The 17,207-nt window shown below is 57.1% G+C and carries 16 protein-coding genes; 8 read left to right on the top strand and 8 right to left on the bottom strand.

What is annotated here, in order from left to right; all coding sequences use genetic code 11:
* Nucleotides 1-43 precede the first annotated feature (43 nt).
* From AC1D2P_RS17515 to AC1D2P_RS17505, 3 genes are all read right to left on the bottom strand, one after another.
* Entirely contained in the window at nt 44-433 is a 390-nt protein-coding gene (locus tag AC1D2P_RS17515) for a hypothetical protein (protein WP_477758014.1), read from the bottom strand.
* 3 nt (nt 434-436) lie between these two features.
* Nucleotides 437-625, bottom strand: coding sequence for a hypothetical protein (locus AC1D2P_RS17510; protein WP_477758013.1), 189 nt, complete (start codon nt 623-625; stop codon nt 437-439).
* A gap of 321 nt (nt 626-946) precedes the next feature.
* Nucleotides 947-2,194, bottom strand: coding sequence for a tyrosine-type recombinase/integrase (locus AC1D2P_RS17505; protein WP_477758012.1), 1,248 nt, complete (start codon nt 2,192-2,194; stop codon nt 947-949).
* A gap of 317 nt (nt 2,195-2,511) precedes the next feature.
* On the opposite strand from AC1D2P_RS17505, the gene bfr reads away from it, so the two are divergent.
* The gene (gene bfr, locus AC1D2P_RS17500; protein ID WP_046026484.1) at nt 2,512-2,988 is read left to right on the top strand and encodes a bacterioferritin; all 477 of its coding nucleotides are present in this window, start codon (nt 2,512-2,514) and stop codon (nt 2,986-2,988) included.
* 171 nt (nt 2,989-3,159) lie between these two features.
* Here the strand turns inward: bfr and grxD are convergent, their stop codons facing one another.
* The 3 genes from grxD to AC1D2P_RS17485 form a co-directional block, all read right to left on the bottom strand.
* A complete protein-coding gene (gene grxD / locus AC1D2P_RS17495) occupies nt 3,160-3,501 on the bottom strand; it encodes a Grx4 family monothiol glutaredoxin (RefSeq protein WP_007943565.1) in 342 nt (113 codons plus the stop codon).
* Nucleotides 3,502-3,598: 97 nt separating this feature from the next.
* The gene (locus AC1D2P_RS17490; protein WP_477758011.1) at nt 3,599-5,707 is read right to left on the bottom strand and encodes a molybdopterin oxidoreductase family protein; all 2,109 of its coding nucleotides are present in this window, start codon (nt 5,705-5,707) and stop codon (nt 3,599-3,601) included.
* A 134-nt stretch (nt 5,708-5,841) separates the two neighbouring features.
* Nucleotides 5,842-6,132 carry a hypothetical protein gene (locus AC1D2P_RS17485; RefSeq protein ID WP_046026488.1) on the bottom strand — a complete coding sequence of 97 codons (291 nt, stop codon included), beginning with the start codon at nt 6,130-6,132 and terminating at the stop codon, nt 5,842-5,844.
* Nucleotides 6,133-6,539: 407 nt separating this feature from the next.
* On the opposite strand from AC1D2P_RS17485, the gene argF reads away from it, so the two are divergent.
* Together argF and AC1D2P_RS17475 are read left to right on the top strand one after the other, a co-directional pair.
* Nucleotides 6,540-7,460 (top strand): ornithine carbamoyltransferase, encoded by a 921-nt coding sequence (gene argF / locus AC1D2P_RS17480; RefSeq protein WP_223523521.1) that lies wholly within the window; start codon nt 6,540-6,542, stop codon nt 7,458-7,460.
* A complete protein-coding gene (locus AC1D2P_RS17475) occupies nt 7,457-8,566 on the top strand; it encodes an ABC transporter ATP-binding protein (RefSeq protein WP_223523523.1) in 1,110 nt (369 codons plus the stop codon). Before argF ends, AC1D2P_RS17475 begins: the two co-directional genes overlap by 4 nt.
* 112 nt (nt 8,567-8,678) lie before the next feature.
* Here AC1D2P_RS17475 and AC1D2P_RS17470 read toward each other — a convergent pair whose 3' ends face one another.
* The gene (locus AC1D2P_RS17470) at nt 8,679-9,461 is read right to left on the bottom strand and encodes a PhzF family phenazine biosynthesis protein (RefSeq protein WP_109785022.1); all 783 of its coding nucleotides are present in this window, start codon (nt 9,459-9,461) and stop codon (nt 8,679-8,681) included.
* A gap of 106 nt (nt 9,462-9,567) precedes the next feature.
* Nucleotides 9,568-10,038, bottom strand: a complete 471-nt coding sequence (gene ybaK, locus AC1D2P_RS17465; protein ID WP_046026546.1) for a Cys-tRNA(Pro) deacylase — start codon at nt 10,036-10,038, stop codon at nt 9,568-9,570.
* 371 nt (nt 10,039-10,409) lie between these two features.
* Here ybaK and AC1D2P_RS17460 point away from each other — a divergent pair, with 371 nt between their 5' ends.
* From AC1D2P_RS17460 to AC1D2P_RS17440, 5 genes are all read left to right on the top strand, one after another.
* Entirely contained in the window at nt 10,410-11,261 is an 852-nt protein-coding gene (locus tag AC1D2P_RS17460; RefSeq protein ID WP_223523525.1) for an MIP/aquaporin family protein, read from the top strand.
* A 75-nt stretch (nt 11,262-11,336) separates the two neighbouring features.
* Nucleotides 11,337-12,839: a glycerol kinase GlpK gene (gene glpK, locus AC1D2P_RS17455; protein ID WP_477758010.1), complete on the top strand. Its 1,503-nt coding sequence runs from the start codon at nt 11,337-11,339 to the stop codon at nt 12,837-12,839.
* Nucleotides 12,840-13,082: 243 nt separating this feature from the next.
* Nucleotides 13,083-13,838, top strand: coding sequence for a DeoR family transcriptional regulator (locus tag AC1D2P_RS17450; protein WP_007943555.1), 756 nt, complete (start codon nt 13,083-13,085; stop codon nt 13,836-13,838).
* Nucleotides 13,839-14,112: 274 nt separating this feature from the next.
* Nucleotides 14,113-15,651, top strand: coding sequence for a glycerol-3-phosphate dehydrogenase (glpD, locus tag AC1D2P_RS17445; RefSeq protein ID WP_109785020.1), 1,539 nt, complete (start codon nt 14,113-14,115; stop codon nt 15,649-15,651).
* A gap of 443 nt (nt 15,652-16,094) precedes the next feature.
* Nucleotides 16,095-17,009: a glutamate/aspartate ABC transporter substrate-binding protein gene (locus tag AC1D2P_RS17440; RefSeq protein WP_223523527.1), complete on the top strand. Its 915-nt coding sequence runs from the start codon at nt 16,095-16,097 to the stop codon at nt 17,007-17,009.
* The last annotated feature ends 198 nt before the right edge of the window (nt 17,010-17,207 follow it).

Here is a 17,207-nt window from a genome sequence, read left to right as displayed (position 1 = left end):
TGGCTTGCGCGTTGTTACGGGTATTTCTCAAGCCCTGATCCCATCAGGGCTTTCTTTTATTCATTTCTTGTAAAGACTTTATGGCTGCTTTTAATTTGCACCTGTATTCTAAATCTTCCGGCCCATCTTCGGGCTCCTCGGTAAAATTTAAATCCATACAGGTGCTGCCCTTATGCTGGGCAATAGATAACACTGGTATGGCATTACAGTTTTCACAATGAAAATAAACTTTTAAACCGTGGCGCCGATTGCTGGGGTTCCCCCTAAGATCCCTGTTTATCTCAACTTCATCCGTAACTTTAATATGCAGCCCGCCCTTGTCCTCGCCGCGCTCAAACACTTCCACTTTATCGTGGTGCAAATACGTTGATCCGCATTGCGGGCAAAGCAAAACGGCGCCCAAACCACTATCAACATCAAATTTAAGTTTCATGATTTACACCGCCTCCACGCGTACGCTTTCGAGATAAGCGTCGAGGTCTTTTTTCAAGTACCAGATTTTTGAGCCGACTTTTAGATACGCCGGTTGTGGTGAACGCTTGGTGCAGCGCCAGATCGGCAAAGTATCGGGTTTTACACCGATGTAATCAGCGGCATCATCGTTGTTCAGTTTCTCGTTTTGCATGATCTACGCCTCACTGGATAAACCCGCCGAAACATTCAGCGGCTTCAGTAAGGTCAGACTAGAACCCGTAAGGCTGGGTAACAACACCGGCATAAAGCCATAACAGCCTTAGTTGTATTTTGGTGATACAAGAATAAGTAGGCAAACTATTGAAAAGTTTGGTTTTAACCACTGGTCGGGATATGCCGGAATAGGGATTGAGCCGCCGAATGGTTAATTAGCTTGAAATCAATCTAAATAATGGCACAATGTTATCGGCATGATAACTGATTGAAAGTTATGGCGTTGGCATATAAAGAAGGCCCCGAAGGGCCTTTTGTTTTAGTTTAATTTAAATAATGACACAATGTTATCAGCGGCAAGGGCTTCAACGTGGTCCGCCACCGCTTGCCAGCCAGCGCGCAATTGCGACTCCAGTTTTTTAATGTAATTTTTATCGTCTACGTCGCCCTTCCCGCGATTCAAAATTCGTTTATAAATATGAACGGTCACCAGATCACTGGCGATTGAAGCGAACACGGCGCGCAAGTTTTTCGGTGTAAACGTTAAGCCAGTAATGGCCGATAACTCATGCGCCAGTACGTTGGCTTGTGCGGGGATGACATTGAACAAACGATCTTCAAGCCCCTTCCCTTGAATCTGTCTTTTTATAATCTCCAGTGATTGTGACGACAACAACAACGTGTGGTCCGTGCGCGTTTTAGTGTCGCGCAGCAGCACCTTGCCCGCCGCTAAATCGCAATCGGCCACCGGCACCCGAAGCGGTTCGCTTGGGCGGCACCCGGTCAGGAGTAAGAGCCTTAGGTAATCGCTCGCGGGTGACTGCACGGCATTTAACTTCTGCCAGAAGAAACCGAGGTTTTTCAGCAATTCCGTTACRGGCGTCTCGTCGGCGGCTTTCGTCTTGGGGATCACCACGCGCCCCGACTTGGCTGTGTCCAGACTAAACGGACTGTCCTTGACCTTGACGCCATAAAAATTCAAAACCGCCTTTAGCACTTGCATGCTGTACGCCGCTTGGCGCTCGCCACGCTGGGCTTTATTTTCCGTGTTCAGGCTACGGATGTCGGCGGCGCTGATTTCATGGATGGGCTTTTTCGCCAGCTTGCGCAACAAACCACCCTTGGTCTGTTTGCCCGCCGCCGTCAACCGACTGGGTTTGACCATGGCCAGATAGTCGGCTTTGGTCCGTGGCTTAAGTGACAGCTTGTCGTCTTCGCGGGTCTGGTTTTCCACGTACGAGGCCATGGCTTTGGCCAAGGTCATCGGCTCTACCCTGCTGGCGCGATCTTCCGCGTTCGGGTTCACGCCAACAGCCAACTGGGCGATTTTCGCCTTGGCGATTTTTCTGGCGGCCTCCGGGGTGAGGGCCGGGTATCGGCCAATGGTCACCCGCGTGGGGCTGCCACCGGCTACACGGGCGAACACGGAAAATGTTTTGGCGCCGGAGCTGGTAACTCGAATCTGCAAACCGGGTTGCCGTTCGTCGTAATAAACATCGCGCTGTTTGCCTTCGGGTAGCGGCAAACTGTCCAGCATCGCCTTGGTGAAGCTAAATGTGGTGTCCATGATCTGACTCCGGGGGTTACGCCGGGGTGATAATTTCACTGTAACCCGGTTAATTTCAGTGTAACCCCATAAAGCGTAAGCGCTTATCACATAAAGGTTTATTAAGGGCTGTCCATCTAGGCAAAACAGTATTCCACCGGACTTAAAGTCCGGTTTTTTTATGCCTGAAAATCAACCGCTTACGCTCTAGACGCGGAACACAAACATTCTTATTCCGATTAATTTTCATATAAGTTTCAATAACTTAGGTTTGACACTCTTACATGCGCGGCTCAAACTCCTGCTTTATAGACAGCTACTTAGGGCAGGATCCCATCATGAAAGGCGACGTTACAGTCATCCAGCATCTCAACAAAATTCTTGCCAATGAGCTGGTCGCAATCAATCAATACTTTTTGCATGCACGCATGTACGAAGATTGGGGCCTGAACAAGCTGGGCAAGCACGAGTACCACGAATCCATCGACGAGATGAAGCACGCGGACAAGCTGATCAAGCGCATCCTGTTCCTTGAAGGCCTGCCGAACGTCCAGGACTTGGGCAAGCTGCACATCGGCGAGCACACCAAGGAAATGCTTGAGTGTGACCTGCGTATTGAACGCATCGGCCATGCCGACCTGAAAGTCGCTATCGCTCATTGCGAAACCGTTGGCGACTTCGGTAGCCGCGAACTGCTCGAAGACATTCTTGAATCCGAAGAAGAACATATCGACTGGCTGGAAACCCAATTGGGCCTGATCGATAAAGTCGGTCTTGAGAACTATCTGCAATCGCAGATGGGCGAAGACGAGTAAGTTAGCGCCCGTTTAACGCGAGACAATAAAAAGCCCCGCACTCTTTTATAGAGGCGGGGCTTTTTTATGCCCTGTAGGAGCATGGCTTGCCAGCGATGAACGATGACGCGGTGTTCTTGCTAAACCGCGGCGCCTGTATCGCGAGCAAGCTCGGCTCCTACAAAGAGCGGATCAAGCTTCGGTCTTGTTGGCAGCGGCCGCTTCAACAGCGGCTTTGATCGTGGTCTGCAACGAACCGTCAGCAGCCATTTCAGTCATGATGTCGCTACCGCCGACCAGCTCACCACCGACCCACAGTTGCGGGAAGGTTGGCCAGTTGGCGTATTTTGGCAGGTTGGCGCGGATTTCCGGGTTCTGCAGGATATCCACGTACGCAAACTTTTCGCCACATGCCATCACGGCCTGTGCGGCTTTCGCGGAGAAGCCACACTGCGGGGCATTCGGCGAACCTTTCATGTAAAGCAGAATGGTGTTGTTAGCAATCTGCTCTTTAATCGTTTCGATGATATCCATGGAGCACCTCGGCTGAACTTTCCGACTCAGAGGTCGGCACGGTGGCGCATTGTAACGGAAACCCGAGCGCCATGCTCGGCCTCCCCGACAGACACGATCACGCCGCTGCCACTGTCACCGGTACGCCGTTCAACGCAGCATTCCCCGACAGCTCGTCGAGCTGACACTCGTCAGTCAGATCGTTGGCGCTGGAACCCGGTTGACCGCTGGCGATCGTCATCTGCACACCCGGCCGTGCGTGGCCCCAGCCGTGAGGCAGGCTGACCACGCCTTTCATCATGTCCAGGCTGGCGACCACTTCCACTTCGATCATGCCGACTCGCGAGCTGACTCGCACGCGCTGCCCGTCATTGAGCCCACGACTGGCCAGGTCGTCCGGGTGCATCAGCAATTGATGCCGCGGCTTGCCCTTCACCAATCGGTGATAGTTGTGCATCCACGAGTTGTTGCTGCGCACATGACGGCGGCCAATCATCAGCAATTCATCGGCTGCCGGTGCTTGCAGCGCGGCGAAACGTGCGAGGTCGGCAAGAATCGGTGCCGGAGCTGCCTGCACGTGCTGATTGGCGGTTTTCAGGCGCGGCGCCAGGTTGGACTTCAGCGCGCCCAAATCCACCCCATGCGGATGATCGAACAAGGTTGCCAGTGACAGTTTCTGTGCCGAAGCATCGCCATACAGCCCCATGCGCAATCCACGGTCGATCATTTGCGCAGGCGCGATGGTCGGTTTCAGTTCCTTGCCGGTCCTGGCGGCAAATGCCTTGGCCAGACCGACAAAGATCTCCCAGTCATGCAGGGCACCTTCGGGCTTGGCCAGAATCGCGCGATTGAAGCGTGTCACGTTGCGCACCGCGAACATGTTGAACGTTGTGTCGTAGTGATCGTTTTCCAGGGCAGACGTCGACGGCAGGATCAGGTCGGCATAGCGCGTGGTTTCGTTGATGTACAAGTCGACGCTGACCATGAACTCCAGACCGTCCAGCGCCTGCTCCAGTTGCCGGCCATTGGGCGTGGACAACACCGGATTACCGGCGACCGTGATGAGCGCACGCACCTGCCCTTCCCCTTCGGTGAGCATTTCTTCGGCGAGCGCCGACACCGGCAACTCACCGGCGTACTCTGGACGACCCGACACGCGGCTCTGCCATTGATTGAAGTGCCCGCCCGAGGTGGAGGCCACCAAGTCCACCGCCGGTTCGGTGCACAGTGCGCCACCGACCCGGTCAAGGTTGCCGGTGACCAGATTGATCAATTGCACCAGCCAATGGCACAGCGTACCGAACGCTTGCGTCGAGACGCCCATGCGGCCATAGCAAACCGCAGTCTTCGCCGCCGCAAAATCTCGCGCCAGTTGGTGAATCATTTCTGCCGGCACCGCGCACAGCGGGCTCATGGCTTCGGCGGTGAAGCTGGCGATGGCCTCACGCACGTCTTCCAGACCGTCCACCGGCAAATGGCTGTCGCGGGTCAGCTGTTCAGTAAACAAGGTATTGAGCAGCCCGAACAACAAGGCCGCATCGCCACCGGGACGCACAAACAAATGTTGATCGGCCATCGCTGCCGTTTCGCTACGACGCGGATCGACCACCACCACTTTGCCGCCCCGCGCCTGAATCGCCTTCAGGCGTTTTTCCACATCCGGCACGGTCATGATGCTGCCATTGGAGGCCAGCGGGTTGCCACCCAGGATCAGCATGAAATCGGTGTGATCGATGTCCGGGATGGGCAACAGCAATCCATGGCCGTACATCAAATGACTGGTCAGGTGATGCGGCAACTGGTCGACCGAGGTCGCGGAAAACCGGTTGCGGGTCTTCAGCAGGCCAAGGAAATAATTGCTATGAGTCATCAACCCGTAGTTATGCACGCTGGGATTGCCTTGATACACCGCCACCGCATTCTGCCCGTGCCGCTCCTGAATCACCGCCAGGCGTTCGGCTACGAGATCGAAGGCGTCTTCCCACGCGATAGGCTGCCATTCGCTGCCCACACGCAGCATCGGCTGACGCAGACGGTCCGGATCATTCTGTATGTCTTGCAGCGCCACTGCTTTGGGACAGATATGCCCACGGCTGAACGTATCTTGCGGGTCACCCTTGATCGAGGTGATTTGCACGCCGCCACCTTCAACCTCAGAGGTTTCGATGGTCAGGCCGCAGATGGCTTCACACAGGTGGCACGCACGGTGATGGAGAGTCTTGGTCATGGCCAGTCTCTGTCTTGTTCTGGGCGGGCAATAGCGGCCGCGGGAACAAAACTATGGCGCCAGACCCGCGACTGCGCCAGCGACGTTCGTCTTGTGAATCGCCGACTATCAGGCCAGCCGATGACTGCTGCTGATTAACTCGACGGCAGCCTGGGCGGGGGCTGCAGCTGGATTTCCTGAAGGGTTTCAATCTGTTCCTGGGAGACATAGACGCCCGTGAGCTCGCCAATCAGTCGCCAATGTTCATCGAGCCCCGAGCTGATGGTTGCCATGCGGTCGATCATCCGTCGTCCGGCGGCCCGCGTGACTTCGTCTTCGCTGCGCAACAGTTCGAAAGACATGGACGTCATGGACGCGGTCAGGTGAGTCAGTGAGCGGGCGGTGAGGCCGAGTAGTTCCATCAACTGCTGTTCTTTCGATTCCATTTCGAATGCTTCCTGCGTCGCTCGTGACTTATTTATAACCCAGCACTTTGCATTAGCAAGTGTTTCAGTAAAGGCACAGTGCCATCAACTACTGCGAATGTCAGGTCAGAAACCGACCGCCGCAGCACCATCCCCGCCCCGCTTGATTGCAAAGCCCCGCAGCCCCGGTGTACAAATGGCTGGCTGCTGTCAGGAAAAAGGCTTCAAAAGCGCTATGGCGATCAGCCTGTAGCCTCTATGAAATCCCATAAAAACCGTAGCCCTATTGGTAAGACGCGACATTTAATTATAAGATCGCGCCTTCCCCTATTTCGTCGCCCCGTGCGGCTTACGCCGCAGGTCTCGCCCGTTGTTCCGTTAAACAAGGCTTTGAGCATCTGCGGTTTGTAGCAAAAAGGTAGTCAATGATGAGCGCAAGGCACTTTCTCTCCCTGATGGATTGCACGCCCGAAGAGCTGGTCAGCGTGATCCGTCGAGGCGTTGAGCTCAAGGACCTGCGTAACCGCGGCGTACTGTTCGAGCCTTTGAAAAACCGCGTCCTGGGGATGATTTTCGAGAAGTCCTCGACCCGCACCCGGATCTCGTTCGAAGCCGGCATGATTCAGCTCGGTGGCCAGGCGATCTTCCTTTCGCCGCGCGACACCCAACTGGGCCGTGGCGAGCCGATCGGTGACTGCGCGATCGTCATGTCGAGCATGCTCGACGCAGTGATGATCCGAACCTTTGCTCACAGCACCCTGACCGAATTCGCCGCCAACTCCCGCGTACCGGTGATCAATGGCCTGTCCGATGACTTGCACCCGTGCCAGTTGCTGGCCGACATGCAAACCTTCCTCGAACATCGCGGCTCGATCCAGGGCAAGACCGTGGCCTGGATCGGCGACGGCAACAACATGTGCAACAGCTATATAGAAGCGGCGATCCAGTTCGACTTCCAGCTGCGCATTGCCTGCCCTGAAGGGTATGAACCCAACCGCGAATTCGTGGCCAAGGCCGGTGATCGCGTGACGATCGTCCGCGATCCAAAGGACGCCGTGCGCGGCGCCCACCTGGTGAGCACCGACGTCTGGACCTCCATGGGCCAGGAAGAAGAAACCGCCAAGCGCTTGAAGCTGTTCGCGCCCTACCAGGTCAATCGCGCCCTGCTGGACCTGGCCGCAGACGATGTGCTGTTCATGCATTGCCTGCCGGCCCACCGCGGCGAAGAAATCAGCGTCGACCTGCTCGACGACAAGCGCTCCGTGGCTTGGGACCAGGCGGAAAACCGTCTTCACGCGCAAAAGGCCCTGCTCGAATTTCTTGTCGAGCCGGCGTACCACCACGCATGAGCCAGCCATTACTGCTTAACCTGAAAAACCTCGCCTGCGGCTATCAAGATCAACGCGTGGTGCAGAACCTCAATCTGCACCTCAACGCCGGCGACATCGGCTGCCTGCTCGGCTCTTCGGGGTGCGGAAAGACCACCACCCTGCGGGCGATTGCCGGGTTTGAACCGGTGCACGAAGGTGAAATCACCTTGGCCGGCGAGACGATCTCCCGCGCCGGTTTCACCCTCGCCCCAGAGAAACGCCGGATCGGCATGGTGTTCCAGGACTACGCGCTGTTTCCGCATTTGAGCGTCGCCGAGAACATCGCCTTCGGAATCCGCAAGCACCCGCAAAAGGATCGTGTCACCGAAGAACTGCTCGAACTGGTCAACCTGAAAAACCTCGGCAAGCGTTTCCCGCACGAGCTTTCCGGCGGTCAGCAACAACGAGTTGCCCTGGCCCGCGCACTGGCACCAGAACCCCAACTGCTGCTGCTCGACGAACCGTTTTCCAACCTCGATGGCGAGCTGCGCCGCAAGCTCAGCCATGAGGTGCGCGACATTCTCAAGGCGCGGGGCACCAGCGCGATTCTGGTGACCCACGATCAGGAAGAAGCGTTCGCCGTGAGCGATCATATCGGCGTGTTCAAGGAAGGTCGCCTGGAACAATGGGACACGCCCTACAACCTTTATCACGAACCGCAAACACCGTTCGTGGCCAGTTTTATTGGCCAGGGTTACTTCATTCGTGGCCAACTCAGCAGCCCGGAATCGGTACAGACCGAGTTGGGTGAGCTACGCGGCAATCGGGCCTACACCTGGCCGATGGGCGGCGCGGTAGACGTACTGCTGCGTCCGGACGATATCGTCTACGCGCCGGACAGTTCGTTGAAAGCACGCATTGTTGGCAAGTCGTTCCAGGGTGCGTCGACGCTGTATCGGTTGCAGATGCCGACCGGGGCGCAGCTGGAATCGATATTCCCCAGCCATGTCGATCGTCAGCTCGGCGCTGATGTCGGCATTCGTGTTGCGGCTGAGCATCTGGTGTTGTTTCAGGCGGCGGGCAGTACAGCCGCGCAGATTCCTGCCGTTGAATCAGGCGTGCGCCGCTACAGCACCGCCAACTGACTCCCCCGCTTCTGTAGGAGCAAAGCTTGCTTGCGATAGCATCGCCGCGGTTTAGCTGACGCACCGCGTCATCGTTCATCGCGAGCAAGCTTTGCTCCTACAAAGATCAGCGTTAGGCCAATCTCAGCGTTCCGCTCGCAACCAGCGTTGCATTCCCGCCGATTTTTACCCGATCGCCTTCCAACCGACAGAACAACTCCCCACCTCGTTTCGAACACTGATACGCGGTCAGGCTCGTTTTACCCAGCCGTTTCGACCAATACGGAATCAGGCTGCAATGGGTCGAGCCAGTCACCGGGTCTTCGTTGATGCCAATCGCTGGCGCGAAATAGCGGGAGACAAAATCATGCTTGTTGCCTTTGGCGGTCACAATCGCCCCGGGCCACGGCAGCTTCGCCAAGGCGACCATGTCCGGCTGGCAATCAAGCACTGCCTGTTCTGACTCCAACACCACAAACAACTCGTTTGAACCCAGCACATCGACCACTTCGACACCCAGGGCGCGCTCGACATCCAGGGTGACACCCACTTCTGAGGGCGTGATCGCCGGGAAGTCCAACCACAAGCGCTCGCCGTCACGACTCACACTCAACGGGCCGGACTTGCAAATGAAGTCCAGACGCTCGGCCGGCTCTTTATAGACCTCAAACAACACATAGGCGCTGGCCAGCGTCGCATGCCCACACAGTGGCACCTCAGTCGTCGGGGTAAACCAGCGGATGTGCCAATGCTGTCCTTCACGCACCACGAAAGCGGTTTCGGCGAGATTGTGTTCGGCGGCGATTTTCTGCATCAGTTCGTCGGCGAGCCAGGTATCCAGCCGATACACCATCGCCGGGTTGCCACTGAATGGTCGATCACTGAACGCATCGACTTGATGAAACTCAAGCTGCATGGCTGTCTCTCCTTGTATGGCCGCCGAGCATGCAGCGCCCGGCAAACCGGCACCAGTGACAGAGCCGCCTGATTTTTGCCATACAGCGCGGCACCCACTGCCGGCCTCAAACGCGCCCGATATCGGCAAACGTCGCTTGAGTGTGTTCGGCCAGCACTGCCGGCGCCAATTCAACTTCCAGACCGCGACGCCCGGCACTGACAAAAATGCTCGCCAGTGGCTGAGCCGAACTGTCGATAAACGTGCGCAAACGCTTCTTCTGCCCCAACGGACTGATTCCGCCCAACAGATACCCCGTCGCTCGTTGCGCAGCCGCAGGGTCGGCCATCTCGACTTTCTTCACACCCGCCGCGTGGGCCAGATGCTTCAAATCCAGACTCCCGACGACCGGCACCACCGCCACCAGCAACTCACCTTTTTCACTGGCCGCCAGCAAGGTCTTGAACACTTGCGCCGGGTCGAGCCCGAGCTTCTCGGCGGCCTCCAATCCATAGGACGCAGCTTTTGGATCATGTTCGTAACTGTGCACACGATGTTCGGCTCGAACTTTTTTCAACAAATCCAATGCGGGGGTCATGACAGCTCCAGACTGGGCAGCAGTAGAAAAATCCTGCGCTCGATTCTAGGTCATTGACCTGCAAAACGCTCTATTACGCCCCTGTTTTCAGGGGCTGGCGACGCCTTTTACCATCCGTCAGGGCAAGACGGCCCGCGTGAACAACACGACCATTCACGTGACTAATAGTTGATTAATGACCAATGGTTCACTTTCGACCTTTGACAGCAGCGTTTCTTGTCTATATTTTTTCGAATATGAATACGCACGAAAAGTCTTACAGCAGCACCCCGCAGTAAACCAAGACCCGGATGGGGATCCTGCCTTGGTGAAAATCGCGCTTGGACCATGATGAAAAAAGCGCCAGACAACAAAAACAATTGAGGTTTTCAATGACAACTGCTTTACAACAACCGTCGCTCTCGAGCCAATGCATGGCCGAGTTCCTGGGGACTGCACTGCTTATCTTTTTTGGTACCGGTTGTGTTGCCGCGCTCAAGGTCGCGGGCGCCAGCTTTGGCTTGTGGGAAATCAGCATCATCTGGGGCGTCGGCGTCAGCATGGCGATTTACATGACCGCCGGAGTTTCCGGTGCGCACCTCAACCCTGCTGTCAGTATTGCCCTGAGCATTTTCACTGACTTCGAAAAGCGCAAATTACCGTTTTACATTCTGGCCCAAGTGGCAGGCGCCTTCTGCGGCGCGCTGTTGGTTTACACGCTGTACAGCAATCTGTTCTTCGATTTCGAACAAACTCACCATATGGTTCGCGGCACTCAGGCCAGCCTGGAGTTGGCGTCGGTGTTCTCGACCTTCCCCAACCCGGCCCTGACCACGGCCCAGGCGTTCCTGGTGGAAGTGATCATCACCGCGATCCTGATGGGCGTGATCATGTCCCTGACCGATGACAACAACGGCCTGCCAAAGGGACCGCTGGCGCCGCTGCTGATCGGCCTGCTGATTGCGGTGATCGGCAGCTCGATGGGCCCGCTGACCGGTTTCGCGATGAACCCGGCGCGGGACTTCGGTCCTAAACTGATGACTTTCTTCGCTGGCTGGGGTGAAATTTCCTTCACTGGCGGGCGTGATATCCCGTACTTCCTGATTCCTGTTTTTGCACCGATTGTCGGTGCCTGCCTCGGTGCTGCCGCTTATCGCGGGCTGATTGCCCGTCATCTGCCCGGCGCCACACCTGCTACAAAGGACGCAACACCGGCCATTGACGGCAAACCAAGCACTTCTTGATACCGTAGGCGCGTGATCCTGCCCATTGTGGTTGCGCGCCTGATCTCACCCCTTATTTCGTCCAAGGCAATCGACATGACCGACACTCAGAATAAGAACTACATCATTGCCCTCGACCAGGGTACGACCAGCTCGCGCGCGATCATTTTCGACCGCGACGCCAACGTGGTCTGCACCGCCCAGCGCGAATTCGCGCAGCATTACCCGCAAGCCGGCTGGGTTGAACATGACCCGATGGAAATCTTCGCCACTCAAAGCGCCGTGATGGTCGAGGCCCTGGCGCAAGCCGGCCTGCATCACGACCAGGTGGCCGCCATCGGCATCACCAATCAACGCGAAACCACCGTCGTCTGGGACAAGACCACCGGCCGCCCGATCTACAACGCGATCGTCTGGCAATGCCGACGCAGCACCGAGATTTGCGAACAGCTCAAGCGCGACGGTCACGAGCAATACATCAGCGACACCACGGGCCTGGTCACCGACCCGTACTTCTCCGGCACCAAGCTCAAGTGGATCCTCGACAACGTCGAAGGCAGCCGCGAACGTGCGCGCAACGGCGAACTGCTGTTCGGCACCGTCGACAGCTGGCTGATCTGGAAATTCACCGGCGGCAAAGTCCACGTCACCGACTACACCAACGCCTCGCGCACCATGCTCTTCAACATCCACTCGCTTGAGTGGGACGCGAAGATGCTGGAGATCCTCGACATCCCGCGCGAAATGCTTCCGCAAGTGAAAGCCTCTTCGGAAATCTATGGCCATACCAAGAGCGGCATTGCCATCGGCGGCATCGCCGGCGACCAGCAAGCCGCGCTGTTCGGTCAAATGTGCGTCGAGCCCGGGCAGGCAAAAAACACCTACGGCACCGGTTGCTTCCTGCTGATGAACACCGGCGACAAAGCCGTGAAGTCCAGGCACGGCATGCTCACCACCATCGCGTGCGGCCCGCGCGGCGAAGTCGCGTATGCACTGGAAGGCGCGGTGTTCAACGGTGGTTCAACCGTTCAATGGCTGCGTGACGAACTGAAGATCATCAACGACGCCCACGACACCGAATACTTCGCCAATAAAGCGAAGGACAGCAACGGCGTGTACCTGGTGCCGGCCTTCACCGGCCTGGGCGCTCCCTACTGGGACCCGTATGCCCGTGGCGCACTGTTCGGCCTGACCCGTGGCGTACGCGTGGATCACATCATTCGTGCCGCACTGGAATCGATTGCCTACCAGACCCGCGACGTGCTCGACGCCATGCAACAGGATTCCGGCGAACGCCTCAAAGCCCTGCGCGTGGACGGCGGTGCGGTGGCGAACAACTTCCTGATGCAGTTCCAGGCCGACATCCTCGGTACAAAGGTCGAGCGTCCGCAAATGCGCGAAACCACCGCACTCGGCGCCGCTTACCTGGCCGGCCTGGCGTGCGGCTTCTGGGGCAGCCTGGAAGAACTGCGTGGCAAGGCAGTGATCGAGCGCGAATTCGAACCGAGCCTGGACGAAGCAGCGAAGGAAAAACTCTACAAAGGCTGGAAAAAAGCGGTTAGCCGGACCCGTGACTGGGATCGTGAGGACGCTGAATAAGCCTGTCTGAGGACTGACTAAGGCTGTCCGAACAGCGTGAAAGCGTAGCGAGCGAAGGCAAGACAAGACAAGGCAAAAACAGGCGAGGACGCGGAGTTTACGGGTTTGTAAATGAGCAGTCCGAGCCTGTTTTTAACGCAGGATTGCCGAGCGCAGTAGCTTTCACGCTGTTTGGAAACTGGTCGGGAGCGGATTCCTGCGGCATCATGGGCAAATTTTGCACGGCAGCCCAAAGGAAGCCCCATGAATCTGCCTCCCCGTCAGCAGCAAATCCTCGAACTGGTCCGCGAACGCGGCTACGTCAGTATCGAGGAAATGGCTACGCTGTTCGTCGTTACACCGCAGACCATCCGCCGCGATATCAATCAGCTCGCGGAAGCTAATTTATTGCGTCGCTACCATGGCGGCGCTGCTTACGACTCCAGCGTCGAAAACACCGCCTACGCCATGCGCGCCGATCAGATGCGCGATGAAAAGCAACGCATCGGCGAAGCCATTGCCGCCCAGATCCCCGATCACGCCTCGCTGTTCATCAATATCGGTACCACCACCGAATCGATTGCCCGGGCGCTGCTCAACCACAATCACCTGAAGATCATCACCAACAACCTGCATGTGGCCTCGATGCTCAGCGCCAAGGACGACTTCGACGTTCTGCTGACGGGCGGCAATGTGCGGCGCGACGGCGGTGTGGTCGGTCAGGCGAGCGTCGACTTTATCAACCAGTTCAAGGTCGACTTCGCGCTGGTGGGCATCAGCGGTATTGATGAAGACGGCAGCCTGCTGGACTTCGACTATCAGGAAGTGCGTGTATCGCAGGCGATCATCGCCAATGCGCGCCAGGTGATCCTCGCGGCGGACTCCAGCAAATTCGGGCGCAACGCCATGATTCGACTGGGGCCGATCAGCCTGATCGATTGCCTGGTGACCGACCAGCCGCCGGTGCCCGCGCTGGCGCAGTTGCTGAGTCAGCACAAGATTCGCCTGGAAGTCGTTTAACCGCGAAGGCGGTTACACAACCCGTAGGAGCACGGCTTGCCGGCGATGGCGGCCTCAAGTACGTCATCGCCGGCAAGCCGTGCTCCTACAAATATCGCTGCGCCCCCCCTCTCTCTTTATTCTTCTAATGTTCGAAAATTTTCCTTTAGCCGCCCTTCGATGAGTTTTTTCAATCGAAGTTAACTGGCTGCGCGCCTCTTTATGGGCTACCATTTTCGCAAATGAACATTAATGTTCGAATTCAAATACATAAAATAAGCACCGAGGCCAGCCGATGCCCACTTCCACCTTGCCTACGCCCCCTCTCGCAGAGGTCTACGACATTGCCGTCATCGGTGGCGGGATAAATGGCGTGGGGATCGCAGCGGATGCCGCCGGCCGCGGTCTTTCAGTGTTCCTTTGTGAAAAGGATGACCTGGCCAGCCACACCTCTTCGGCCAGCAGCAAGCTGATCCACGGTGGTCTGCGCTACCTCGAACATTACGAATTCCGCCTGGTGCGTGAGGCCCTGGCCGAGCGTGAAGTGTTGCTGGCCAAGGCGCCACATATCGTCAAACAGATGCGTTTCGTCCTGCCACACCGCCCGCACCTGCGTCCGGCCTGGATGATCCGCGCCGGCCTGTTTCTCTATGACAACCTCGGCAAACGGGAACAACTGGCAGGCTCCAAAAGCCTGAAGTTCGGCCCGGACAGCGCGCTGAAAAGTGAAATCACCAAAGGCTTCGAATACTCCGACTGTTGGGTTGACGACGCCCGCCTCGTGGTCCTGAACGCCATGGCCGCTCGCGAAAAAGGCGCCCACGTTCACACCCAGACTCGCTGCGTCAGCGCGCGTCGCACCAAGGGCCTGTGGCACCTGCACCTGGAACGCGCCGATGGCAGCCTGTTTTCGATCCGCGCCAAGGCATTGGTGAACGCGGCCGGCCCATGGGTTGCCAAGTTCATTCGTGACGACCTGAAGATGGAATCGCCCTACGGCATCCGCCTGATTCAGGGCAGCCACCTGATCGTGCCGAAACTGTACGAAGGCGAACACGCGCACATTCTGCAAAACGAAGATCAGCGCATCGTCTTCACCATTCCGTACCTGAACCACTTCACCCTGATCGGCACGACCGACCGTGAGTACATCGGCGACCCAGCCAAAGTGGCGATCACCGAAGGCGAAACCGATTATTTGCTCCAGGTGGTCAATGCCCACTTCAAGAAGCAAATCAGCCGCGACGACATCCTGCACAGCTATTCTGGCGTTCGGCCGCTGTGCAACGACGAGTCCGATAATCCGTCGGCCGTCACCCGCGACTACACCCTGGCATTGTCGGGCACCGGCGAAGAAGCACCACTGCTGTCGGTGTTCGGCGGCAAGCTGACCACGTACCGCAAGCTGGCCGAATCGGCGCTGGCGCAACTGGCGCCTTACTTCACGCACATCAAGCCAAGCTGGACCGCCAGTGCCCCGCTGCCGGGCGGTGAAGACATGACCACCCCGCAAGCATTGAGCTCGCTGATCCGCGACAAATTCGACTGGGTGCCGAGCGAAATCTCACGCCGTTGGGCCACCACTTATGGCAGCCGCACCTGGCGCATGCTCGAAGGCGTGCAGAACCTCGGTGACATGGGTGAACACATCGGCGGCGGGCTCTACACCCGCGAAATCGATTACCTGTGCTCAGATGAGTGGGCAACCACCGCGCACGACATTTTGTGGCGTCGCAGCAAACTCGGGCTGTTCACCACTGAGGCGGAACAGTGCAAGCTGGCGGATTACCTGAGCAAAGTCGAACAGAACCGCAGAAAGATCGAAGCGGCCTGATCGGGAAGCCGGTTAAAGCAAAGCCCCTGAATCGAGAGATTCAGGGGCTTTTTACATTCCCCCAGACACCACCAATCCCTGTGGGAGCCGGGCTTGCCCGCGATGACGGTGGAACAGCCAACATTAATAGTGGCTGTGCTGGCCTCATCGCGGGCAAGTCCGRCTCCCACAGGGTTATGTGCGGGGCAGGCCATTCGGTTTTCCGAACGCGACCTATTGGTCGATTCGGATAACCGGATTATTCCTCGCAAAAAAACCCGCCATAAATATTTAATATCCTTATAAATCAATGATTTGATGTGAGACTCCTGGCCTGGCACGAGTCATGCTCTACACTCTTGGACGAACACCTGCCACATCCCTTTCCGGGGCCGGCAAGCATTCGAAGCACAAAAGGGMCGATGAACTGGCTCCATAAAAAAAACAATGTCGAGGAAAATTTGATGCGCATCGTTCCCCATATCCTGGGCGCAGCCATTGCTGCCGCTCTGATCAGCACTCCAGTTTTCGCCGCCGAACTCACCGGCACCCTGAAGAAGATCAAAGAGTCCGGCGTGATCACCCTCGGGCATCGCGATGCCTCCATTCCGTTCTCCTACATTGCCGACGCTTCCGGCAAACCGGTTGGCTACTCCCACGATATCCAGCTGAAAATCGTCGAAGCCATCAAGAAAGACCTGGACATGCCCAACCTCGAGGTCAAATACAACCTCGTGACTTCGCAAACCCGTATCCCGCTGGTGCAAAACGGCACCGTGGACGTCGAGTGCGGCTCCACCACCAACAACGTGGAACGTCAGCAGCAAGTTGACTTCTCCGTCGGCATCTTCGAAATCGGTACCCGCCTGCTGTCCAAGAAAGGTTCGGCTTACAAAGACTTCGACGACCTCAAAGGCAAGAACGTCGTGACCACCGCCGGCACCACGTCCGAGCGCATCCTCAAGTCGATGAACGCCGACAAGCAGATGGGCATGAACGTCATCTCCGCCAAAGACCACGGCGAATCCTTCCAGATGCTGGAATCGGGTCGTGCCGTTGCGTTCATGATGGACGACGCCCTGCTGGCCGGTGAAGCCGCCAAAGCCAAGAAGGCTGATGACTGGGCCGTGACCGGCACTCCGCAGTCCTATGAAATCTACGGCTGCATGATGCGCAAAGGCGACGAGCCGTTCAAAAAGGCTGTGGATGACGCCATCAAGGCCACCTACGCCTCGGGCGAGATCAACAAGATCTACGACAAATGGTTCATGCAGCCAATCCCGCCAAAAGGCCTGAACCTGAACTTCCCGATGAGCAACGAGCTCAAGGCCCTGATCGCCAGTCCGACCGATAAAGCGGCTGACGACAAGAAGTCCTGATTTTCTGACTAACCTTATCTCCTGAGAGGGTCACGGCCCTCCCAGGAGTTTGTCACTCCCTGCTGGTATTTTTGGAAACACTCGAACCGGTGGCTGTCGAGCCGCTCGTGTGTGCCTGAACTTCAAGGTTCGGGCGGGAACGGAGCTTCCCCAGGCGGGCACTTGTACATCGATCGATCTGAGGGGAGACCCTAATGA

The sequence above is a fragment of the Pseudomonas sp. P1_F1_2 genome (assembly GCF_056405815.1).
Note: the sequence above shows the minus strand (reverse complement) of the source record. Positions and strands in the feature narration are given on the sequence as shown.